The following is a 21,887-nucleotide window of genomic DNA, read 5'->3' as shown; positions in this document are numbered from 1 at the left end:
CGTGCGGCATCAAACCCAAAAGAAACGCTTTGAACAGCAACAGTCAGATTTAAAAGGACTGATGGGCGGAAAAGTGAGCCTGATCCCTCATCAGCTTTATATAGCCAGCGAAGTGGGCCGAAGAATTTCACCACGGGTATTGCTATCAGACGAAGTGGGCTTAGGTAAAACTATTGAAGCGGGTTTGATTATCCATCAGCAATTAATCGCTGGTTTAGCCAAACGAGTACTCATTGTCGTCCCCGATGCACTTCAGTATCAGTGGTTAATTGAAATGCTACGTCGATTCAATATGCACTTTAGCTTATTTGATGAAGACCGCTGCATCGAAGCTTATGCTGAATCGGATAATCCCTTTGATACTGAGCAATTAGTATTATGTAGCCTTAACTTTTTACGTAGCCGTAAAAAGCGTTTCGAGCAAGTACTTGAAGCCGATTGGGACCTGATGATTGTTGATGAAGCCCACCATCTAAAATGGGATGAACAATCACCTAGCCGCGAGTATCAAATTATTGAGGCTCTAGCGAAACAAGTGGCAGGGGTATTGTTACTAACTGCCACCCCCGATCAGTTAGGCCATCAAAGCCACTTTGCTCGCCTTCGCTTGTTAGACCCTGACCGTTTTTACGATTACCACGCCTTTATAGAAGAAGAAAAACACTATCAGCCAGTGGCCACTGCGGCTCAATCATTATTAGATAGCGCTCCGTTGCTACCAGAACAAGCCAATCAACTAACTGAATTGCTGGGGGAGAATGACATTGAGCCCTTGCTGACCATCATCAACGATGCAGCGTCTAGTTATGAGCAGCAACAGCAAGCACGTGAAGAGTTATTGCAGCACCTACTAGACAGACACGGTACTGGGCGAGTGTTATTTAGAAATACTCGAAGTGCGATGCAGGGGTTTCCTTTGCGTCATTTAAGCAGTTACCCATTAACGCTACCGAGTCAGTATCAAACCGCATTAAAAGTACATCAAATGATGCAAGGTTCTTCGTCTAAAGATGTCATGCAGTTGATGTTCCCTGAAGAATTGTATCAGCAATTTGAAGGCGAAGTAGAAGGTGAAGCCAGTTGGAGCAAGTTTGATCCTCGAATTGATTGGTTAGTTGGCTTCCTACTTGCTCACAAACAAAAGAAGATACTGCTTATTTGCGCTAAGGCAGCTACTGCATTAGCCATAGAAGACGCAGTGCGCACACGCGAAGGGATCCGCGCGACTGTATTTCACGAAGATATGTCGTTACTTGAACGCGACAAAGCCGCCGCTTACTTTGCCCAAGATGAAGCTGGCGCTCAGTTAATGGTATGTTCCGAAATTGGTTCTGAAGGGCGTAATTTCCAGTTTGCTCACCATATCGTGTTATTCGATTTACCGATTAACCCCGATTTGCTTGAGCAGCGCATTGGTCGCCTCGATCGTATCGGTCAGCAGAACGATATTGAAATCCATGTCCCTTATTTGACAGATACGCCACAAGAAACCTTATTACGCTGGTATCACGAAGGCCTTAACGCTTTTGAGCAAACTTGTCCGGCTGGCTCGGAGATTTATGCTGAGTTTGGTGAACGCTTAAATGGCTTGCTGGTTCAAACAAATCCCGAACAAGAGCAACTAAACCAGCTTATTGCGGAGTGTTCAAAACGCTACCATGTGGTTAAACAGAAACTGGATGCGGGACGAGACCGCTTACTTGAAATCCATTCTGGTGGTGGAAGCAAGGCAACTGAACTGGTTGAGAAAATTCAAGCTGCAGAACAAGATCCCCATTTTGTTACCTTTAGCCTGCGTTTATTCGACACCATTGGTATCAATCAAGATGACAAAGGCGAGAACGCTCTGGTTTTACATGCCAGCGAACAGATGTTAGTGCCAACTATTCAAGGTTTACCTGAAGACGGTTGTACCATTACTTACGACAGGGAAACTGCGCTAAGCCGTGACGAAATACAATTAATGTCATGGGAACACCCATTACTGCAAAGCTGTATCGATACGATTTTAAGTGCGGATCTTGGTACCACTTCAGTCGCCTTGCTAAAAAACAGAGCCTTGCCAGTAGGCAGCCTATTTTTAGAAGGAATGTTTATTGTTGAGACCAGTGCACCAGCTCAATATCAAATTGAGCGTTACTTACCGGCCACGCCAGTCCGTATTCTATTAGACAAAAATGGCGGTAACCTGTCAGACAATGTCAGCTTTGACCAATTTAATGCGCAATTATCTGCAGTAAATCGCCACTTAGCCGCAAAACTGGTTAGTGCTTCTCAAGCACAAATTCATCCCTTACTAGCACAAGCGAATGAACTAGCGCAGCAGCAGCTTTCAAGTATTGTGGCCAATGCCAGTGATGCAATGCAACAAAGCTTAAATAATGAACTAGAACGCCTAGAGGCTCTTAGTGCGGTGAATCCAAGTATTCGTAAAGACGAGCTCGACACGCTCCGCCAACTACGCGATACCGCGGATGACTATCTGCAAAAAGCCCAAGTTAAACTGGATGCGTTAAGGGTGATATTAGTCTCACATAACTAAGTCAGTTGTTCTACTCAAGGCCTTAGGTAAACTAAGGCCTTATTTTACAGAGTTTCTCTAATGCCCAATTTTGTTTACCGCCCTCCCATGTCTCCCTTTATCACCATCGTTTATCAAGATGACGATGTAGTAGTATTTAACAAAGCCAGTGGCTTATTGTCAGTACCTGGACGATTAGAACCAGACAGCCTTTGGCAACGAGCACAAAGGGTGTGGCCTGAGCTAAAAGTGGTTCATCGACTCGATATGGCCACTTCTGGTTTAATTGTGATGGCCATCGGCAAACCGGCACAAAGTCATTTAAGTCGTCAATTTCAACAGCGTAGAACAGCCAAAACTTATTACGCTGAGATATACGGCCACCCTGCAGACGATGAAGGCGAAGTTAATCTGCCGATCCGCTGTGACTGGCCCAATCGACCAAAACAGATTGTTGATTTTGAACTGGGTAAAGCAGCCCAAACCCAATGGCAAGTTTTAGAGCGAAGAGCACACACCTGCCTGGTAGAACTAAAACCGATTACCGGCAGAACTCACCAACTACGAGTACACATGCAACAAATAGGCTGCCCAATCGCGGGAGATGGATTTTACGCCACGCCTGACGCGATTGCTTATTCTGAGCGCTTACATCTTCATGCCGCTAAGCTCGGATTTTTTCACCCAAGTAGCGAGAAATGGTTAGAATTTGACTGCCAGCCGCCTTTTTAATTAAAGCTTCTGCGTCTAGTACCCGATAAAGGTAATCATGCCTGTAAATACGGACATACAACATTGTGCAGTTAACTCGATTATTGTGGCTAAGCCTATTTATCAGTGGTTTAGTGGCAGCTCAGCCACAAACCCAAGATTTTTCCACATGGCCTATTATTGGGGAGGTTAAGCTACTCGACGCAGACCAACAGCAGTTTGTCAGTGTTTGGCTCGAGGAACAAACCCCACAAAAACGCGGCACTGCGCTGCTATTGCCTGATTGGGGTAGATCACCCAGTGACGCTAGAGGTATCGATGCACTACGCCAAGCCTTACCAGACATAGGTTGGGAAACAGGGGCTATCTTACCGCCGCAACCGTCTAAGAATATAATGCAATCAGGTGGTGACCTAGAGCAACTAGCTAACTATAAGCTGCAATTAAAAGCCGTACTAGAAACCGCCAAGCAAACCCAGCAAGAACAATTTGGTTTTCAAGTCATCATCGCTCAAGGGGTAATGGGGGCTTGGCTGGTTGAGCTTCTTGCCGAGCAACAAATTCCGGCTCCCGATGGCATAGTATTAATCAGTGCTTATTATCCCGATAAAAATCTCAATATTCATCTGGCAACGCAAACTGCTCTGCTGGCCATTCCAGTGCTAGACATTTATGCTGATGACTATAATCAATGGCAGGCATCAGCCAGTAAGCAGCGCTTAATAGCCACCAATAAAAACCAGAAGTTTAATTATCGGCAAACACTATTACCAGCAACGGCCGATACTGCTCCCAATAGTGCCACATTGAATAAAACCGTTTATGGTTGGTTTAGTTCTTTAGGTTGGTATTAAGGCGTTACTGAACACTGCCGCTGAAAACTAAAGGACGATCGTATTCAGGCTTAAGGGCTTTCCACCATTTACATCAAGGGATAACAATGCAGATTGTTTTTTTAGACCGCTCAACCCTAGCTAATAACGTAACTTTAAGCAGCCCAAGCTTTCCGCACCAGTGGCAAGAATACCCAAACACCAGCCCTCAACAAGTCGTTAAACGGGCCCAAAATGCCGACATTCTGGTGGTAAATAAGGTCAAGCTGGACGCAAAAACGCTTAAGTCACTGCCACAACTAACGCTCATTGCAGTGGCCGCCACAGGCACCAATAATATAGACATACCAGCAGCGACCCAATTAGGCATTTGTGTTAGCAACATTAGAGACTATGCCTCACAAAGCATTGCTGAACATAACATAGGTTTGATGTTTAACTTACGACGAAACCTCATGGCTTACCATCAAGCGATTAAGCAAGGTCGTTGGCAACAAGCCAAACAATTTTGCTTCTTCGACTACCCTATAGACAATTTAGCCAATCAGACTTTGGCTATCATCGGGGCAGGAAATCTAGGCCAAGCCACCGCCAACCTAGCCAAAAGCATTGGGATGAAAGTGGTGTTTGCTGAGCATAAAAACAAATCACCGCGCCAAGGAAGAGTATCCTTTAGCGACGCGTTAAGCTGCGCTGATGTCGTCAGTATCCACTGCCCTCTTAATGCTGAAACCCAGCAGTTAATCGCCGCGAAAGAGTTGGCATTAATGAAACCCAACGCGCTGTTACTAAATACTGCCAGAGGGGGGATTGTGAATGAATTGGATTTACTACAAGCCTTGCAAAGTGGGCAAATAGCAGGGGCCGCCTTTGATGTTTCAGAGCAAGAGCCGCCTGCAGAGGGCAGCCCACTTATGTTGGCTCAGCAACTGCCTAACTTTATTTTCACCCCACATATTGGATGGGCGAGCCAGCAAAATATGCAAATGTTAGCTGACCAGCTTATCGACAATATAGAAGCCTTTGTTGCTGGTCGAGCTAAAAACCAAGTGGTGGCGAAATAGCTTACTTACGCTGTTTCTTTATGAGTTCGTAAGCTTGCTGTATGTCTTGGGTTCGCTGCTTGGCCAATTCCATCATCTCTGGAGGTAAACCCTTGGCGACGAGTTTATCGGGATGATGCTGAGTCATTAGCTTACGATAAGCGCGTTTAACCTGCTGGTCGCTATCTTGCTCGCTAACGCCGAGGATTTGATAGGCTTCTTCAATTTGTTTGGCACTGCTTTGGGCACTTTGCTGTTGCCCTCCACCGTGACGATGAAACTTAAGTTCAGCTTCCCAACGAGAGATCATCGAATTCAGCTCTTGCTCTGAAAAGCCCAGCGCAGCAGCGACGCGCTTTAATAAAGCATGCTCGCTATCGTCTACCACACCATCAGCAAAAACACCTTGCAGCTGAATTTCCATAAACATTCGTAATAAATCACGCCGCCCTTGAACCGCTTCAACAAACTTAGCAATCTGCTCCTCTAAAGGAAAATCTGCATCTTTCCCCAGACGAAACGCATCTTGTGCTTGACTGCGAGCGTCGCCTTGCAGGCGCATTTGATCCATCAAAAAGTTAGCGACTTGAATTTCTTGTTGCGTCACTACGCCTTTCGACTTGGCAATATGCCCTAGAACCGCAAAGGTCGAAAATAGAAACTCTTGTTGGGCAGCTTGGCTATTCGCACTGGAAAAAACAAAGCCTTGCCCCATTGCTTTATCAAAACGATGGCCTAGCCATAAACCCAACAACGCTCCAAATATGTTGCCAAACATGAAGCCAAAAAATACCCCTAATACCTTTCCCCAAACCCGCATAGTTAATCTCTGCTATTTGTTAATTGATTATTTAATTCGTTTAGCCGCTGCGGTGTACCCACATCGACCCATTGGCCAGGTTGTAACTGCCCAGCCACTTGCTGCTCAGACATAGCCTTTCGCAACAAGGGTGCTAGCGCTTGCTTGCCGGTTTGCAAACCAGTAAAAAAAGCCGCTCGATAAACGGCTACACCGCTAAATGTAAACTCAGGTCGATCAAGTACTTTGCCATTAGCAATGGCAAAGTCACCCGCTTGATTATGCGGAGGGTTTTCTACCATTAACAAATGGGCATTAACACTGCCGATTTCAAGCTTGGCGAGTTGCTTATAATCCCAATCATTCCATATATCGCCATTAATCACTAAAAAAGGATCGGCGGCTATCAACGGTAAGGCGTTTTTTATGCCACCCGCTGTTTCTAGGGCGGTATGCTCATGGCTGTAACGCAGTTCAATATTCCAGCGCTGACCGTCTCCTAAATAGCTTTCTATCTGTTGGCCCAAATAAGCGGTATTAATCACTACTCGCTTAAATCCAGCCGCCACCAACTTATCGATATGCCATTCAATTAACGCCTTACCAGCCACCTTTAATAGAGGTTTAGGACAATTATCGGTTAGCGGTCGCATTCGTTCGCCGCGCCCCGCAGCCAAGATCATTGCTGTTGTTAGCGCAGTCATTTATTAAAGCCCTTCGCGAAGGGGCTTAGCCATTGATTCAACGCTTTCAGTTCAGGATAGCGAGCGCTAACGTCGAGAATATAATGCAGCGTTTGTGGTATCGCCGCTCGATAAGCGGTTTTACCATCTCTATGATCAAGGCGACAAAAGATGCCCACCGCCTTTAAGTGTCGCTGCAAACCGGTGAAATCAAACCAGCGTTGCCACTGACTTTCATCGACTTGCTGCAACATTTTCTGAGAAAGATAAAACTCTTTGCTTAACTGCGCGACCAAGGATTCTGGCCATGCGACGTAACAATCTCGTAATAAGGAAACCAGATCATAGCTAATCGGCCCCCAAACCATATCTTGGAAATCAATCATCACCATGCGTGAATCTTTCAACATCAGATTGCGACTATGAAAATCTCGATGCATAGCAACGTAAGGTTGCTCTAAAATTGCCGAGCTTAATAGCTCGCAAACATCACGCCATTGAGCTGATTGTTGCCAGCTAGCATCACTGATTTGTAATTCTTTTGCGACAAACCAGTCTGAAAAAATGGCTAACTCTCGTTCGATAAATTCGCTATCAAAAAACTCTATTTCTGGTAATTGAGAACGATTAAGCGTCTGTAACTGAACGATTAAGTCACTAGCTTGTCTATATAATTCAGTAGCCGTACTGGCATCAAGTTTATCCTCTAGCATCGTAGAGCCGAGATCTTCCAAACACAAATAGCCGTTTTCTAAGTTAGCCACCTCAACCTTAGGAACCGCTAGTTGGTGCTCAGCTAAACAACCCGCTAAGGCGACGAACTGTGCATTTTTTTCAGTACTGGGTGGCGCATCCACCGCGATGGCGGTTTTTTCAGCATTATAATCGAAACGGAAATAGCGCCGAAAACTAGCATCACCACTAATCATTGTTAACTCGGGAAGCTCAATGTCTAAACTTTTTGACAACCATTGTTGTAAACCAGATTCACGCACATTATTACTCATAATTACTTATACTAAATAGCAGCCTTTAAATAGCCGCTTACCAATAATTCCAGTATTATATGCGGCTAACTTTAACTATAGAATTCATAAAGCACAACGTTGCTAACTCGCGCTTCGAATTTGTTTATATCAGGGAATGGTTCATATTTATATGTTCGTAACTAAACGGTGCCAACAAACATCGCTCGCTTTAGCGGTGTTGCTTTCAAGTTTTGCTGCACGCGCAGAAACACCGTTATCAATGCCTCAGTGTCGCGCTCATATTCCAGAGCGTAGCGAATTAGGCCCCCTTGATCCCAATGCACCTTACATGGTTTCAGCAGATCAACTGCAGGCCAAACAAGGTGATAAGGCAAGCTTCACCGGTAATGTAGAGTTTTCTCAAGGCCCTAGAGTACTTAAAGCTGAAAACACGGTACTTGATGAGCAAGCACAAACTCTGCAAGCAGATGGCAATATTGAGTTTCAAGACAATTTGGTGAGTGTTAAAAGTGATACCTTTAATGCAAACTTACGTGACCATCAAGCCACACTCAACTCCGCTGAGTATCAGCTGTTTGAACAACAAGGGCGCGGCGCAGCAAATAACTTAACGATTACTGGCGAACAACAGCTATCACTTGAAAATGCCAGCTACACCGCCTGCCCACCCGATGACGTTAGCTGGGAAATTCGCGCAGAAAAAATTGATATCGACTCACAAGAACAATGGGCAACCACTAAAAATGCCACTGTTCGCTTATTCGATGTACCAGTATTATATTTACCTTATTTTTCTTACCCTATCGGCGATCAACGCCATAGTGGCTTCTTATTTCCAAGCGTTTCTACTTCAACCACTAACGGAATTGATATTTCAGCCCCCTATTATTGGAATATCGCGCCTAATTTTGACGCAACGATTACCCCTCGATTGCTAACTCGTCGCGGTATGCAACTGCAAAGTGAATTTCGCTATTTACTGGGTCAAAACACCGGTACAGTGAATGCAGAATACCTAGCCAATGACAGCGTTCTAGACAGGGACCGGTACTTGGTCCACTGGAATCACCAAGGTCAATACCAACGTAACTGGCGTTTTAATACTGAATACACGCGGATCAGTGACGACAATTACTTCAATGATTTAGGTGATAAGCTGGGCAAAGTAAACGAAAACCAGCTGCTGCAAACTGGTGATGTCAGCTACCATACCAAAAATTGGTATACCGAACTGCTAGTACAAGACTTTCAAGTATTGGGTGACACAGACCAACCACATACCCTGCTCCCGCAACTAAGTTTTGCAGGCGATTGGGATCTAAACTGGCAAACTTTACAATTTGGTTTTGCTTCAGAAATCAGTAATTTTGCACATAGTGACCCAACCCAAAACACCGCCCAGCGAGTTCACTTTGAACCCAAGCTAAGTTTACCCTATGTCGTGCCAGCCGGATTTTTTCAAGCCGATTTAGCATTAATGCATACCTACTACAGCCAATCACAAGGTACTAGTGCAGATTTTGATATTTCAGCTTCAGAGAACCGTACCTTACCAAAAGTGAGTGTTCAAGGCGGGCTAAACTTTGACCGAAAAACTCGCTGGTATGGGGATAATTTTACCCAAACCTTAGAGCCTGTAATTAAGTATCTCTATATCCCCTACGCCGATCAAAACAGTATTGGCATCTACGACACTGACTACTTACAGCAAGATTATTACGGCTTGTTCCGAGATCAAAGGTACAGTGGCTTAGATCGAATTGCTGATGCCAACCAAATCACCTTAGGGGTTAACTCGCGCTTTTTATCCCCGAGCAATCAAGAAACCTTGCGCCTTAGCCTTGGACAAATTATCTATATAGAGCCCAGCCGAACCACGTTATCCCCAAATAGTGAATCATCAACCAGTTCCAGCTCTGCGTTGGCATTTGAAGTAGACGCAAATATTCGCCAGGATTGGTATGGCCATGTTGGTTTACAAATCGACACCTTAGAGAGTGAGCTCAACAAGGCAAATGCCGCGATAGAGTGGCGCCCCGAAGCGCAAAAACTGATTCAATTGAATTATCGCTATTCTTTAGCTGACGAATCAATGGTCAGCGACATCAACCAAGTAGGTAGCAAGGTGGCTTGGCCAATTCACAGTAAAGTATCAGCTGTCGCTAGCTACTATCGCGATATGATTTTAGACCGAAGCATCGAAAGCTACTTGGGCTTGCAATACAACTCCTGCTGCTGGGGTATTCGCCTTACTTATCAACGAGGCTTAAAAAGCACCTATGTTGATGACAGCTCTGGCATTGACCGAGTGGGTGAATTCGATAGCTCGCTACGCTTAGATTTTGAGATTAAAGGATTAGGTGGAAGTGATACCAGCAGCCGAGAAGAAATGTTAGAAGGTGGTAACTTTAAGTATGGCCGCCCATTTTATCTCAACAATTAAAAAACCTTTAGTACAGATATGATAAAGTAGGCGGCGTTTTGCGTGCCGTAATGTAGGAAACGAATGAAAAAATTAATTTTGCTTAGTGCTGGCCTAGTAATGCTAGTCGCTGGGCTTGTTCAAGCCCAAGAGCAATTGCTCGATAAAGTTGTTGTCATTGTGAACAACGATGTGATTACCGAAAATCAGATACAAGAACTCACCAATAAAGTGGTTCGAAACTCTGCGTCTAGCGGTCAAGACTTGCCGCCTAAAGATGAACTGCAAGAACAAGTGATGAACCGTTTGATTCTAGAAAGCTTGCAGTTACAACTTGCTGAGCGCCTTGGTATCAAGATAAGCGATAGCCAATTAGAAAACACTATCGACAACATCATCCGTGGCGAAAAGAAAACCCGTGAAGTGTTTCTTGCTGACATAGAAAAACAAGGGATTACCTACAATCAATTTCGTGAAGACATTCGAACAGAAATAATTTTGGGCGAAGTGGGTCGTAGTCAGGTTCAGCGCAGAGTGAAAGTGTCTGAACAAGAGATACAAGCCCTAATGAAACTGATTGATGAGCAAGATAAAGGGACTATTCGCTATCACGTAGGCCACATATTATTGCGGGTTGGCAGTGACGAAAGCGCGACTCAGCAGCTTGCTGAAAGCATTGTCTCTCAGCTTAAGGCCGGGGAAAACTTTAACCAAATAGCTATGACCAATTCACAAGGCCCCAAAGCACTTGAAGGTGGAGATTGGGGTTGGATGACGCTGGAAGAAATGCCTACATTGTTTGCTGGCGTCGTGAAGAATCAACACAAAGATACTGTGCTAGGACCGATTCGGACTGAGTCAGGCTTGCATATTATTAAGGTGCTGGATGCCGAAGGCTTACAAAAAGTTGAAACCCTAGAAGTTAACGCCCGTCATATATTGATCAAACCTTCAATTATCCTCAGTGATAAAAAGGCCGAAAGCTTGTTGGCTGAATTTCGTCAACAGTTAGTCTTAGAAGAAGTGACCTTTGAAGAGTTGGCTCGCCAATATTCAGAAGACCCAGGTTCAGCAGTACGTGGTGGAGAATTGGGTTGGTCTGATCCGCAATCCTTTGTGCCTGCCTTTAAAGATACCGTTACTCGACTCAATGCCGGAGAGTTAAGCCAACCATTCAGATCAACTTTTGGCTGGCACTTATTGGAAGTATTGGACAAACGTACTACTGACACCACCAATAAAGCCAGTGAAAATAGAGCATACCAAATGATTTTTAACCGTAAATTCAACGAAGAAACTCAAGCTTGGCAAGAAGAATTGCGCGAAGAAGCTTACGTTGAAATTTTGGATGGTGACGCATGAGCCAACAGGTATCACGAATCGCGATTACGCCAGGTGAACCCGCTGGTATAGGCCCAGATTTAGTACTAAGCATTAGTCAGCGTGACTGGCCAATGGAGTTAGTGGTAATCGCCGATCCAAACTTACTTCAAGATCGCGCTAAACAACTGGGGATTGACTTAAGCTTACGCCCCTATCAGCCTGAGCAACAAGCTAAACCACAGGCCGCAGGTACCTTAACTATTGCGCCCATTTCGATGAGTAGCCCAGCAGTGGCAGGTCAACTTGATGAAGCCAATGGTCACTATGTGCTTGATACCTTAAAATTTGCTTGCGACGGCAACATGAATGGTCAATTTGCGGCGGTGGTCACCGGCCCTGTTCACAAAGGCATCATCAATAAAGCGGGTGTTTCATTCAGTGGACACACAGAGTTTTTCGCCCAACAATCGGGCACTTCTGATGTTGTCATGTTGTTAGCCACTGAAGGCTTGCGTGTTGCATTAGCGACTACCCATTTACCGCTAGCCTATGTCGCTAAAGCGATAACCCATGAGCGCTTATACAATATTATTAGTATCTTGCATCATGACTTAAAAACAAAGTTTGCCATTAAGCAGCCAAAAATCTTTGTCTGTGGCCTCAACCCACATGCCGGTGAAGACGGCCATTTAGGTCGCGAAGAGTTGGATGTAATCATCCCCTTACTAGACCAAATGCGCGCAGAAAAAGGCATGGACTTAATCGGACCGCTGCCAGCAGATACTCTATTTCAGCCTAAATATTTAGATGAAGCAGATGCCGTACTAGCGATGTATCACGATCAAGGCTTGCCGGTTATTAAGTACAAAGGGTTTGGAAACTCGGTCAACATCACCTTAGGCCTGCCCTTTATTAGAACATCAGTTGATCACGGAACAGCCTTAGAACTCGCTGGCACTGGTGAAGCCGACCATGGAAGTATGATAACCGCAATTGAACAAGCCATTGATATGGTAGAGCGTGAACATGAATAATCAAGTCCATCAAGGGCACCGCGCCCGCAAACGTTTTGGCCAAAACTTTCTTAATAACGATGCTGTAATCAGCCAAATCGTCGCTACAATTTACCCCCAACCCGGTGAAAATTTAGTTGAAATTGGCCCAGGTTTAGGCGCATTAACTGAGCCAGTGGCGAACGCTGCTGGACACCTACAAGTCGTAGAGCTTGACAGAGATCTTGCGCAACGCCTGCGCGAGCACTCCACGCTAGCTAACATGCTCACCATCCATGAGATTGATGCACTTAAGTTTGATTTCATGCAATTGGTGAAACCTGAACAAAAGATGCGGGTATTTGGTAACTTACCCTATAACATTTCTACTCCGCTTATCTTTCATTTACTGAGCTTTACTAGCGCAATATCTGACATGCACTTCATGCTACAAAAAGAAGTAGTGAAACGCATGGCTGCGGGGCCAGATTGTAAAGCCTATGGCAGGCTAACTGTAATGACTCAAGTACAGTGCCGCGTTCTGCCCGCTTTAGAAGTACCACCTGAAGCCTTTATGCCACCACCGAAGGTTGACTCAGCAGTGGTCCGCCTAGAACCTTATGAAAGCACCTTATATCCACTGACCTCATTAGCCACCTTGGATAGAGTATGTAAAGAAGCTTTTAATCAGCGTCGAAAAACCATTCGTAATGCATTAGGTAACTTACTCACCGTTGAACAACTGGAAATTTTAGGCTTAAAGCCCACATTACGTCCGGAAAATTTAACTATTCAGCAATTTTGTGATATTGCTAATTACATCGACCGCGAACAACTACTGCAGGCGCCTGCTAGCGATGAGTAATAGTCTTGATTATGATTTAGATATCGACATTGAATCTGGATTTTTGCCTGAACATTCTGTTCCTGAAAACCAGCAATTTGCTTTTTACTATACCATCACTATTCGCAACTGCAGCAGCCAAGCTTTACAGCTACTGCGCCGCCACTGGATAATTACCGATGGAAACGGCGAGATAAATGAAGTAAAAGGCGAAGGTGTGGTGGGTAAGCAGCCACATTTACAGCCAGATAAACCCTTCAGCTATACTAGTAGCGCGGTATTGACGACTGAAGTAGGAGTAATGCAAGGTTGGTATACATTGGTAGACAAAGACGGTAACGAATTTCAAGCTGAAGTTCCGGCCTTTCGTTTATCCCTCCCTAACAAGCTGCACTAGCGTAGAGTAAGTTATGGCTACCTACTTCGTTGGCGATATTCAAGGCTGCCTAGATGAACTCAAGGCGCTACTGAAACAAGTGAAGTTTTCCCCCAAAAGGGATCAACTATGGCTCGCCGGTGATTTGGTAGCGCGAGGCCCCCAATCATTGGAAACCTTGCGGTTTGTGATGGACTTGGGAGAGGCTGCTCAAGTGGTATTAGGTAACCATGATTTACACCTATTGGCAGTGGCCAATGGCATTCATCGCGCCAAACGCCGTGATAAGTTACACGCTTTATTAGACGCCCCAGACCGTGACGAATTACTCAACTGGCTGCGCTGTCAGCCACTGATTGCCAAACATCCAGAGTTTGACGTAGTGATGGTGCACGCAGGCATCTACCCTAAATGGAAAGTAAGCAAAGCGCTCAAGCTAGGGCAAGAAGTGCAAAACCAGTTGTCCGGCGACAATTACTTAGCGTTACTGCAGAATATGTATGGCAACGAACCTGCGCACTGGAGTGATGAGCTAGTAGGTTATGATCGACTGCGCTACATCATTAATGTATTTACTCGGATGCGCTATTGCTTTCCAGACGCCAGTTTAGACTTCGAGCTAAAAATCCCACCCAATAAAAATACTAACCCCAATCTCAGGCCTTGGTTTGAGCTTCCAGGGAAGCACCTCAAACAAACCCATATAATATTTGGTCATTGGGCTGCCTTAATGGGTAAAAGTAAAAGCCCATTAGTTAATGGGCTAGATACTGGCTGTGTATGGGGTAACCATCTCACGATGTTGCGTTGGGACGACCAACGCTTTTATACCCAAGCTTGCTTAAGTGACGAGGCTAAAGCTTAAACCTGACGTTGCAAAGTAACAAACTGATAGTTAACAGGGTTTCGTTCATCCGCTAGGTGAGACTCACGGTCTACCTCCTGCCATTGAAACTGCTGATAATCCGGAAAATGTGCGTCCCCTTCAACCTGTTTGTCAATGAAGGTGAGGTACAATACCTCCGCCAAATGTAAACACTGCTGATAAATATTAGCGCCACCAATAATCATCACTTCGGCTTCGTCAGGCACTAGCGCCAAGGCCGCATCCACGCTGTTCACTACCGTCACACCATCAATAAGCAGCTCAGGGTTCCGACTGATCACAATATTTAAACGCCCCGGTAAAGGGCGACCAATCGATTCATATGTTAGCCGTCCCATAATCACCGGCTTACCCATAGTCACCGCTTTAAAATGCTTGAGATCGGCGGGTAGATGCCATGGCATCTGATTGTCTTTACCGATGACTCTTTGCTCTGCCATCGCGGCTATCATTGCTACTTTCACTGCTCTATTCTTTCCTAATCTGAAGGGGTTAGACAATTGGCCGGCCGCGATAGATCACTACCGAGGGGATGGCTAAACCAAAACTCAATGCCATTAAAATAAACATAGTACGTAGACCGTTTTCAATAATAGTGGCTAATAAGGGCTCGCTAAACCCGGTACTGTATAAACTGATTATGCCAACCATCGTGGTAAAAGCATAGCTACCGGGAATCATAGGAATCACCGCTGCCACTGTGAATACAGGCCGAGGAATCAAATAACGTCGCGACCAATACACCCCTAGTAAACCCACACTCGTGGAGGCGATGAGGGTGGCCCACTCCAGAGGTACTCCCCAGTATATAGACAAGGTTCGCAAGCTATGCGCAAACGCGCCGCCGATGGCACAGAACCCTAGCATTCTAGTCGGAACATTAAATACCATCGCGAAGCCAACGGCAGGCACCGCAGAGAATAAGGCATCTTCTATTAATAACTTAATTAAATCTATCATCTTATAACCACCCACTTACGCCCGTCGCCCACATGGAGAAAGCAATTCCCATGGCCACCCCTAAAGTAAGAAGAGACGCAAAAAACCACCGTGAGATCCCCATACTAATATGCCCCTTTACCATATCAGATACGGCATTAATCAAGGGGAAGCCAGGCACCAGCAACAGCACAGAGGCGGCCATTACCGTTTGGGGTTGATTACCAATGTCATAACGTACTGCTAAACCGGCGATAGTGGTTGCTACAAACGCGGTCATGCCAAAGTTAAGAATGGGATTATGATGTCGATGGGCCATCTCTTGGCGAAAGGTCATCGCGACAGCGGACGCGATAAAGGTCATGCCAAATACCGACCAGTCGCCACCAAATAGGTGACTAAAGCAAGCGCAAGATAAACCAATCATAAACACCACCAACCAACGGTTATGTTTGTATGGCACTAAGCGGGCTAAACGTTTAACAACGTCACTTTCATCCAATAGCTGTTTTTCTGCCATGATAGTAATGCGCTGAACTTCACACACCATGTGCATGTTAATCCCGCGGTCGTAAACGCGACGCGTGGTAGTAATACAACGCCCATTAGATAAGCCTGTCAGAATTAATGCATTTGCGGTAATGGCGAGTTCTACGCTATCTAAGCCGAGGGCTAAACCTAAGCGTACAGTAGTTTCTTCAATGAGCTTACTTTCAGCCCCATGCTGTTGCATGATGCGGCCAGCTTGCACGGCGACTCTACAAATACTGGTTTGTTGTTCGAGGGTAATTTGACGAACCGGAGCCTGGAACAGGCTCCGGAGTATTTCTAAACGAGCGTAACATTCAACGATCCAAGTAAGATGACACTAGGTTAAGCTTACTATGGCTGGTAAATAACCTCTACACCATGATCGTCATCATCATCCCAATCATCATCGTCATCATCCCAATCTTCTTGATTCGCTTGATCAATTTGTTGCTGATGATAATCATCCCATTGGAATTTAACTTCTTCACGTTCCGCGATTTCTTCTTCGATGACCGGTAAGGTTTCAATGAATTGTCCAATCGCTTTACAGATTTCTTTCGTGCCCGTCTTCTCAAGAGCCGACAAAGAGAAAACTTCACCCTGCCAATCTAGCGCTTCGATCACCTGTTGGCGAATTTCTTCCGCTTCTTCCTCAAGGACCAAGTCAACTTTGTTGAAGACTAACCAACGAGGTTTCTCAAACAGCTTTTCGCTGTATTGCTCAAGTTCTTTAATAATAGTCACTGCATTTTCTGCTGGGTCACTGCCATCAGCTGGCAATACATCAACCATGTGTAGCAATACTCTACAGCGCTCTAAATGCTTAAGGAAACGAACGCCTAAACCAGCACCTTCTGCGGCACCTTCAATCAAACCCGGAATATCAGCAACTACAAAACCACGGTTTTCTGACTGTCTCACCACACCCAAGTTAGGTATTAGAGTGGTAAAGGGATAGTCAGCAACTTTAGGTTTAGCGGCAGATACACTGCGAATAAAAGTTGATTTACCGGCATTAGGCAAACCTAACATCCCCACATCTGCGAGCAATAGAAGTTCTAATTGTAGCTGTCTAACTTCACCAGGCGTGCCGTTTGACTTCCGACGTGGAGCACGGTTAGTACTACTTTTAAAACGCGTATTGCCTAATCCGTGAAAGCCACCTTTAGCCACCAACAGACGCTGTTTGTTTTGAGTTAAGTCACCCAAAAGCTCACCGGTGTCGCGATCGCGAGCTCGCGTCCCCACAGGTACCGGCAGCTCTAAATCTTCACCGCGTTTACCTGTACAATTAGAGCCTTGACCATTCTCACCACGTTCTGCTTTGTGAAAACGTTCAAAGCGATAATCAATCAGAGTATTTAGGTTTTCGTCGGCAACCAAATAGACACTGCCACCGTCACCGCCGTCGCCGCCATCAGGGCCACCACGAGGAACATATTTTTCGCGACGAAAGCTGATAGTGCCATTACCACCATCACCTGCATCAACTTTGATTACTGCTTCATCTACAAATTTCATAATCTACTCCAGCATTATCAATAACTATAATGCACTGCATTAATTTAGCGACAGAAATACTTAAGCCTTAGAAAAAAAAAGCCCCGCTGTAAGCGGGGCTTTTAAAGTATTGAGTTGGTAGTTTATTCAGCTACGATGCTAACAAACTTACGGCTTTTAGCGCCTTTAACCTCAAATTTCACTTTGCCTTCAGCAGTAGCGAAAAGAGTATGGTCTTTACCAATACCAACATTTGAGCCCGCGTGGAACTTAGTACCACGTTGACGAACAATAATACTACCCGCTAAAACAGACTCGCCACCAAAGCGTTTAACACCTAAGCGTTTACTCTCTGAGTCGCGACCGTTACGAGTACTACCACCAGCCTTTTTATGTGCCATGAGTATATTCCTCTAAATTAACCGTTAATGCCTGTAATGCGAACTTCAGTGAACCACTGACGGTGGCCCTGTTGCTTACGTGAATGCTTACGACGACGGAACTTAACGATCTTAACTTTATCGCCACGACCATGAGAAACAACTTCAGCTGTTACTTTGGTACCATCTACATAAGGTGCGCCTACTTGAACATCATCGCCATTAGCAACTAGTAATACGTTATCAAATTCAACTGTTTCACCAGTCTCAACGTCTAGTTTCTCAAGGCGAAGTGTTTGACCTTCGGCCACACGGTGTTGTTTACCACCACTTTGGATAACCGCGTACATTTTTTTCAAACTCCGCTGTACACCTAGTATTTCAAGGTGTATATAATTCTTAACAATGACGGCGGATTCTACGGAAAAAGATCCGTTCTCGCAAGCGGAAAATTAAAAAAGTTTAAAAATCACGCAAGGCTAATAATTTTGCCTAGCTAAAGCTGCTAAGCGGCAAGAATTGAGATACTATTCTGTCATTAATTCATCGTAATAAATTGCTGATCTCTCAGCATGAGACTCTAACAAAAAAATTATGCAAATGGATGCGATAAAAACGCTGTCAAATCAAGACATGGCGGCAGTCAACGAGCTCATATTTAAAGAGCTAGAGTCAGATGTAGCGCTCATAAATCAAATCTCTTTCTATATAGTTAATAGTGGCGGCAAACGAATACGCCCTTTACTCACTGTATTGGCAGCAAGAGCATTAGGCGATCAACAGCAACAACATATAAAACTGGCCGCTATCATTGAGTTTATTCATACCTCTACCTTACTGCATGACGATGTAGTGGATGAATCAGAGTTGCGCCGAGGGAAAGATACCGCCAACGCAAGGTTTGGCAACGCTGCTAGCGTGCTGGTTGGCGACTTCCTATACTCTCGCTCATTTCAATTAATGACTCAGCTAAAAAACTTGCATGTGATGGACATCTTGGCTGATGCAACTAATGTCATTGCCGAAGGTGAAGTATTACAACTGATTAACTGTAATGACCCAGATACCGACGAACAACGCTACTTTGAAGTGATCTATTGTAAAACAGCAAAGCTTTTTGAGGCAGCCACTCGTCTGGCAGCTGTAATCGGAAATCAGCCCCCACACATTGAGCAAGCCATGCAAGATTATGGCAAGTTTTTGGGTACTGCCTTTCAAATTATGGACGACGTACTTGATTATGTTGCCGATGAAGCCGAAATGGGCAAAAACGTTGGTGATGACCTTGCTGAGGGTAAACCCACCCTACCGCTCATCTATGCGATGACGAAGGCTGACAGCGCCGATAAAGCGCTAATAGCCGAAGCGATTAAGCAAGGTGGCTCACTCGATAAACTCGACGCGATCTTAGCGATACTCGATAAAACCAATGCGCTAGAATACTGCCGCTCTCGTGCCGCAGACGAAGCGCAGAAAGCCATCGATGCTCTAAGCATTATTGACGACAGCGAATACAAGCAAGCCTTGATGAGCTTAGCGAATATAGCCGCCGACCGCGCAGCATAACAATAAATAACAGCGACAAAAAAGGCTGCCAATGGCAGCCTTTTTTAATTGCATCTATTTACCCTATTTAGGCAAACGGGTGACGCAAGATAATCGTTTCAACACGATCAGGACCGGTTGAGATAATATCAACAGGAACTTCAAGTAACTCTTCGATGCGCGCAATATAAGCTAAAGCTGCGGCAGGCAGTTCACTGCGATCGGTAACACCAAAGGTATTCTCAGACCAACCAGGCATACTTTCATATACTGGTACAGCAACTTCATAGCCCTCTGCAGCCATTGGCGGTACACGCAACAAATCGCCGTTAGGCATTTGGTAACCAGTACAGATCTTCAGCTCTTCTAGACCATCTAATACGTCTAACTTAGTTAAACAAATACCAGATAAGCTATTAATTTGTACCGCTCTGCGCATTGCAACAGCATCTAGCCAACCACAACGGCGTTTACGCCCAGTCGTTGCGCCAAACTCGTGTCCTTTAACACCAAGGTGTTGGCCAATATCGTCATCAAGTTCAGTAGGGAACGGACCAGAACCTACACGCGTGGTGTAAGCTTTAGTAATACCCAACACATAATCAAGATGGCGAGGACCAAAACCGCTACCGGTAGCAACGCCACCCGCAGTGGTATTCGATGAAGTAACGAATGGGTAGGTACCATGATCAATATCAAGTAAGGTACCTTGAGCACCTTCAAACATGATTGAGTCGCCGCGGCGACGAGCTTGATCGAGCAAATCAGTAACATCGGCTACCATTGCAATGAGTACCGGCGCCATTTTAGTCATTTGCTCAAGCACGTCTTCATAACTTACGCTTGGAGCGTCATAGTAATGATTAAGTTGGAAGTTATGATATTCCATGACTTCTTTAAGCTTGACAGCAAACTGCTCCATATCAAACAAATCACCCACGCGTAAACCGCGACGAGCTACTTTGTCTTCATAAGCAGGACCAATACCACGACCAGTCGTACCAATAGCATTCTTACCACGGGCTTTTTCGCGAGCCATGTCTAAGGCGACATGGTAAGGCAAAATTAGCGGACATGCTTCACTGATAACCAAGCGTTCTTTAACAGGTACACCACGCTCTTCGAGCATAGCCATCTCTTTAAATAACGCATCAGGGGCCAGTACCACACCGTTACCAATTACACAGGTAACATTGTCGCGGAGTACACCAGATGGTATGAGGTGGAGGACAGTTTTTTCACCGTCAATAACTAAGGTATGACCTGCATTGTGACCGCCTTGATAGCGAACCACATAGCTTGCTTTATCGGTAAGAAGATCAACAATCTTACCTTTGCCTTCGTCTCCCCATTGGGAGCCTAGGATAACTACGTTCTTTCCCATTGTCTTTTGTCGTCTCAGTTAAAAAGCGATTCTAGCAGAAATCGGACAGTTAAGGGGTGCATGTTATACCGATTTTATACCTTAAGGTCAAAGATTAATCACGTAAAACAGCCCAAGGGCAATGCACACCAATACCAGACCAATTTGCCGAATACTGCTTGCTGGCGATTCAGAAATCAATTTTAGTAGCTGTTTCCAACGCTTAGGAAATAATAATGGCCCTAGCCCTTCAATAAGACAGACTAAAGCCAATGCGAATAAAATTGAATCTTGCATAAAAAAAGCCCAGATGAGATCTGGGCCCTCGTTGCATTATGGATTAGGTTCTTTCATGAAACGGAAGAATTCGCTATCAGGTTCTAACACCATAACGTCCCCGCCACTCTCGAAGCTCGTTTTGTAAGCTCGTAAGCTACGCCAGAATTTATAAAAGTCTGGGTTCTGCTTATAAGCATCTGCATATATTTTTGCAGCGCGTGCATCACCTTCACCACGTAATTCCTTACCACGTTTGTCAGCATCAGCTAGCAAAACATTTACTCGGCGATCTACATTTGCACGAATAATTTCAGCTTGCTCCTGACCTTGCGAACGGTGCTCTTTAGCTACCGCTAAACGCTCTGCGCGCATCCGTTGGTAAATACTACTACTGACTTCGTCTGGCAGGTTGATTTGTTTAATTCGAACATCAGTCACTTCAATACCAATTTCAGAAGAGCGAGCCATCTGTTTCAGCGCATCTTCCATGACTTGTCCACGTTCACCAGAAACAATTTCACGAATGGTACGAGAACCAATTTGACTACGTAGTCCGTTATTAATTTTACGCATCAACAATGACTCAGCTTGAAGCACCGAACCGCCCGTTGAAAGGTAGAATTTAGAAAAATCTTCAATTCTCCACTTAACGTAAGAATCAATAATTAAGTCTTTTTTCTCAGAGGTCACGAAGCGATCTGCATTACCATCCAAGGTTTGGATGCGAGCATCTAGCTTCTTAACGGTATCAATAAACGGGACTTTAAATTGCAAACCCGGTTGATACACTTTGGTTTCACCATCAGCGGTACGTTGTACTTTACCGAACTGAATAACAATGCCTCGCTCACCCTCTTTAACAACAAAAAGCGAAGAGTAAGCGACTAACAAAGCCAATATAGCGCCAAAAATAGCAAATTGTTTCATG

Annotated in this window: 23 protein-coding genes (1 of these 23 only partly in view); 11 read left to right on the top strand and 12 right to left on the bottom strand. The window is 44.9% G+C overall.

Annotated features, from left to right (window positions below; genetic code table 11):
- The 4 genes from rapA to ACVFI8_RS13625 form a co-directional block, all read left to right on the top strand.
- Positions 1-2,542: the 3' portion of an RNA polymerase-associated protein RapA gene (rapA, locus tag ACVFI8_RS13640; RefSeq protein WP_457871627.1), read on the top strand. The gene continues 377 nt to the left of window position 1, outside the view; the window shows 2,542 of its 2,919 coding nt (coding positions 378-2,919); its start codon lies beyond the left edge, outside the window; its stop codon occupies positions 2,540-2,542.
- 60 nt (positions 2,543-2,602) lie between these two features.
- Positions 2,603-3,253 (top strand): pseudouridine synthase, encoded by a 651-nt coding sequence (locus ACVFI8_RS13635; RefSeq protein ID WP_248712969.1) that lies wholly within the window; start codon positions 2,603-2,605, stop codon positions 3,251-3,253.
- A gap of 65 nt (positions 3,254-3,318) precedes the next feature.
- Entirely contained in the window at positions 3,319-4,086 is a 768-nt protein-coding gene (locus ACVFI8_RS13630) for a DUF3530 family protein (protein ID WP_457871626.1), read from the top strand.
- Positions 4,087-4,172: 86 nt separating this feature from the next.
- Positions 4,173-5,129: a D-2-hydroxyacid dehydrogenase gene (locus ACVFI8_RS13625; protein ID WP_457871625.1), complete on the top strand. Its 957-nt coding sequence runs from the start codon at positions 4,173-4,175 to the stop codon at positions 5,127-5,129.
- 1 nt (position 5,130) lies between these two features.
- Here ACVFI8_RS13625 and djlA read toward each other — a convergent pair whose 3' ends face one another.
- Genes djlA through ACVFI8_RS13610 form a run of 3 tightly spaced genes read right to left on the bottom strand, consistent with a single transcriptional unit; the run spans position 5,131 to position 7,597 of the window.
- Positions 5,131-5,928: a co-chaperone DjlA gene (djlA, locus tag ACVFI8_RS13620; protein WP_248712972.1), complete on the bottom strand. Its 798-nt coding sequence runs from the start codon at positions 5,926-5,928 to the stop codon at positions 5,131-5,133.
- 2 nt (positions 5,929-5,930) lie between these two features.
- The gene (gene murU / locus ACVFI8_RS13615; RefSeq protein WP_248712973.1) at positions 5,931-6,611 is read right to left on the bottom strand and encodes an N-acetylmuramate alpha-1-phosphate uridylyltransferase MurU; all 681 of its coding nucleotides are present in this window, start codon (positions 6,609-6,611) and stop codon (positions 5,931-5,933) included.
- Positions 6,608-7,597: an aminoglycoside phosphotransferase family protein gene (locus tag ACVFI8_RS13610; protein WP_248712974.1), complete on the bottom strand. Its 990-nt coding sequence runs from the start codon at positions 7,595-7,597 to the stop codon at positions 6,608-6,610. The genes murU and ACVFI8_RS13610 overlap by 4 nt, the downstream gene beginning before the upstream one ends.
- 151 nt (positions 7,598-7,748) lie before the next feature.
- Between ACVFI8_RS13610 and lptD the strand changes: the two genes are divergently transcribed.
- The 6 genes from lptD to ACVFI8_RS13580 all read left to right on the top strand — a co-directional run bounded on the left by lptD (position 7,749) and on the right by ACVFI8_RS13580 (position 14,401).
- Complete coding sequence (lptD, locus tag ACVFI8_RS13605; protein WP_457871624.1) at positions 7,749-10,022, top strand: LPS assembly protein LptD; 2,274 nt, start codon at positions 7,749-7,751, stop codon at positions 10,020-10,022.
- Positions 10,023-10,085: 63 nt separating this feature from the next.
- Positions 10,086-11,363, top strand: coding sequence for a peptidylprolyl isomerase SurA (gene surA, locus ACVFI8_RS13600; protein WP_457871623.1), 1,278 nt, complete (start codon positions 10,086-10,088; stop codon positions 11,361-11,363).
- On the top strand, positions 11,360-12,358 hold the full coding sequence (pdxA, locus tag ACVFI8_RS13595) for a 4-hydroxythreonine-4-phosphate dehydrogenase PdxA (RefSeq protein WP_457871622.1): 999 nt from the start codon (positions 11,360-11,362) through the stop codon (positions 12,356-12,358). Before surA ends, pdxA begins: the two co-directional genes overlap by 4 nt.
- Positions 12,351-13,181: a 16S rRNA (adenine(1518)-N(6)/adenine(1519)-N(6))-dimethyltransferase RsmA gene (gene rsmA / locus ACVFI8_RS13590; protein WP_248712978.1), complete on the top strand. Its 831-nt coding sequence runs from the start codon at positions 12,351-12,353 to the stop codon at positions 13,179-13,181. Before pdxA ends, rsmA begins: the two co-directional genes overlap by 8 nt.
- Entirely contained in the window at positions 13,174-13,557 is a 384-nt protein-coding gene (apaG, locus tag ACVFI8_RS13585; protein ID WP_457871621.1) for a Co2+/Mg2+ efflux protein ApaG, read from the top strand. The genes rsmA and apaG overlap by 8 nt, the downstream gene beginning before the upstream one ends.
- 13 nt (positions 13,558-13,570) lie before the next feature.
- Complete coding sequence (locus ACVFI8_RS13580; protein WP_248712980.1) at positions 13,571-14,401, top strand: symmetrical bis(5'-nucleosyl)-tetraphosphatase; 831 nt, start codon at positions 13,571-13,573, stop codon at positions 14,399-14,401.
- On the opposite strand, the gene folA is transcribed toward ACVFI8_RS13580, so the two are convergent.
- From folA to rplU, 6 genes are all read right to left on the bottom strand, one after another.
- Entirely contained in the window at positions 14,398-14,886 is a 489-nt protein-coding gene (folA, locus tag ACVFI8_RS13575) for a type 3 dihydrofolate reductase (protein WP_248712981.1), read from the bottom strand. The genes ACVFI8_RS13580 and folA overlap by 4 nt on opposite strands.
- Before the next feature lie 28 nt (positions 14,887-14,914).
- Positions 14,915-15,382 carry a threonine/serine exporter family protein gene (locus ACVFI8_RS13570; protein ID WP_248712982.1) on the bottom strand — a complete coding sequence of 156 codons (468 nt, stop codon included), beginning with the start codon at positions 15,380-15,382 and terminating at the stop codon, positions 14,915-14,917.
- Between the two features lies 1 nt (position 15,383).
- Positions 15,384-16,151 carry a threonine/serine exporter family protein gene (locus tag ACVFI8_RS13565; RefSeq protein WP_457873826.1) on the bottom strand — a complete coding sequence of 256 codons (768 nt, stop codon included), beginning with the start codon at positions 16,149-16,151 and terminating at the stop codon, positions 15,384-15,386.
- Positions 16,152-16,243: 92 nt separating this feature from the next.
- Positions 16,244-17,413: an Obg family GTPase CgtA gene (gene cgtA, locus ACVFI8_RS13560; protein WP_457871620.1), complete on the bottom strand. Its 1,170-nt coding sequence runs from the start codon at positions 17,411-17,413 to the stop codon at positions 16,244-16,246.
- Between the two features lie 122 nt (positions 17,414-17,535).
- On the bottom strand, positions 17,536-17,793 hold the full coding sequence (gene rpmA / locus ACVFI8_RS13555) for a 50S ribosomal protein L27 (protein WP_248712985.1): 258 nt from the start codon (positions 17,791-17,793) through the stop codon (positions 17,536-17,538).
- A 17-nt stretch (positions 17,794-17,810) separates the two neighbouring features.
- On the bottom strand, positions 17,811-18,122 hold the full coding sequence (gene rplU, locus ACVFI8_RS13550) for a 50S ribosomal protein L21 (protein ID WP_248715663.1): 312 nt from the start codon (positions 18,120-18,122) through the stop codon (positions 17,811-17,813).
- A 244-nt stretch (positions 18,123-18,366) separates the two neighbouring features.
- Here rplU and ispB point away from each other — a divergent pair, with 244 nt between their 5' ends.
- Positions 18,367-19,338, top strand: coding sequence for an octaprenyl diphosphate synthase (gene ispB, locus ACVFI8_RS13545; RefSeq protein WP_457871619.1), 972 nt, complete (start codon positions 18,367-18,369; stop codon positions 19,336-19,338).
- Positions 19,339-19,405: 67 nt separating this feature from the next.
- Here the strand turns inward: ispB and ACVFI8_RS13540 are convergent, their stop codons facing one another.
- From ACVFI8_RS13540 to hflC, 3 genes are all read right to left on the bottom strand, one after another.
- Positions 19,406-20,701 (bottom strand): adenylosuccinate synthase, encoded by a 1,296-nt coding sequence (locus ACVFI8_RS13540; protein ID WP_248712987.1) that lies wholly within the window; start codon positions 20,699-20,701, stop codon positions 19,406-19,408.
- Between the two features lie 87 nt (positions 20,702-20,788).
- Entirely contained in the window at positions 20,789-20,977 is a 189-nt protein-coding gene (locus ACVFI8_RS13535; RefSeq protein ID WP_248712988.1) for a DUF2065 domain-containing protein, read from the bottom strand.
- A gap of 36 nt (positions 20,978-21,013) precedes the next feature.
- Positions 21,014-21,886, bottom strand: coding sequence for a protease modulator HflC (gene hflC / locus ACVFI8_RS13530; protein WP_457871618.1), 873 nt, complete (start codon positions 21,884-21,886; stop codon positions 21,014-21,016).
- Position 21,887 lies beyond the last annotated feature (1 nt).

It is taken from the genome of Agarivorans sp. MS3-6, from assembly GCF_054112545.1.
This window is presented reverse-complemented; position numbering and strand designations above follow the sequence as displayed.

Coding starts and splice junctions, on each gene's coding strand:
- rpmA (WP_248712985.1), bottom strand. CDS start 17,793: ATGGCACATAAAAAGGCTGGTGGTAGTACTCGTAACGGTCGCGACTCA.
- rsmA (WP_248712978.1), top strand. CDS start 12,351: ATGAATAATCAAGTCCATCAAGGGCACCGCGCCCGCAAACGTTTTGGC.
- ACVFI8_RS13580 (WP_248712980.1), top strand. CDS start 13,571: ATGGCTACCTACTTCGTTGGCGATATTCAAGGCTGCCTAGATGAACTC.
- hflC (WP_457871618.1), bottom strand. CDS start 21,886: ATGAAACAATTTGCTATTTTTGGCGCTATATTGGCTTTGTTAGTCGCT.
- apaG (WP_457871621.1), top strand. CDS start 13,174: ATGAGTAATAGTCTTGATTATGATTTAGATATCGACATTGAATCTGGA.
- djlA (WP_248712972.1), bottom strand. CDS start 5,928: ATGCGGGTTTGGGGAAAGGTATTAGGGGTATTTTTTGGCTTCATGTTT.
- cgtA (WP_457871620.1), bottom strand. CDS start 17,413: ATGAAATTTGTAGATGAAGCAGTAATCAAAGTTGATGCAGGTGATGGT.
- ACVFI8_RS13535 (WP_248712988.1), bottom strand. CDS start 20,977: ATGCAAGATTCAATTTTATTCGCATTGGCTTTAGTCTGTCTTATTGAA.
- surA (WP_457871623.1), top strand. CDS start 10,086: ATGAAAAAATTAATTTTGCTTAGTGCTGGCCTAGTAATGCTAGTCGCT.
- ACVFI8_RS13635 (WP_248712969.1), top strand. CDS start 2,603: ATGCCCAATTTTGTTTACCGCCCTCCCATGTCTCCCTTTATCACCATC.
- ispB (WP_457871619.1), top strand. CDS start 18,367: ATGCAAATGGATGCGATAAAAACGCTGTCAAATCAAGACATGGCGGCA.
- ACVFI8_RS13540 (WP_248712987.1), bottom strand. CDS start 20,701: ATGGGAAAGAACGTAGTTATCCTAGGCTCCCAATGGGGAGACGAAGGC.
- ACVFI8_RS13610 (WP_248712974.1), bottom strand. CDS start 7,597: ATGAGTAATAATGTGCGTGAATCTGGTTTACAACAATGGTTGTCAAAA.
- lptD (WP_457871624.1), top strand. CDS start 7,749: ATGTTCGTAACTAAACGGTGCCAACAAACATCGCTCGCTTTAGCGGTG.
- ACVFI8_RS13570 (WP_248712982.1), bottom strand. CDS start 15,382: ATGATAGATTTAATTAAGTTATTAATAGAAGATGCCTTATTCTCTGCG.
- ACVFI8_RS13625 (WP_457871625.1), top strand. CDS start 4,173: ATGCAGATTGTTTTTTTAGACCGCTCAACCCTAGCTAATAACGTAACT.
- rplU (WP_248715663.1), bottom strand. CDS start 18,122: ATGTACGCGGTTATCCAAAGTGGTGGTAAACAACACCGTGTGGCCGAA.
- pdxA (WP_457871622.1), top strand. CDS start 11,360: ATGAGCCAACAGGTATCACGAATCGCGATTACGCCAGGTGAACCCGCT.
- murU (WP_248712973.1), bottom strand. CDS start 6,611: ATGACTGCGCTAACAACAGCAATGATCTTGGCTGCGGGGCGCGGCGAA.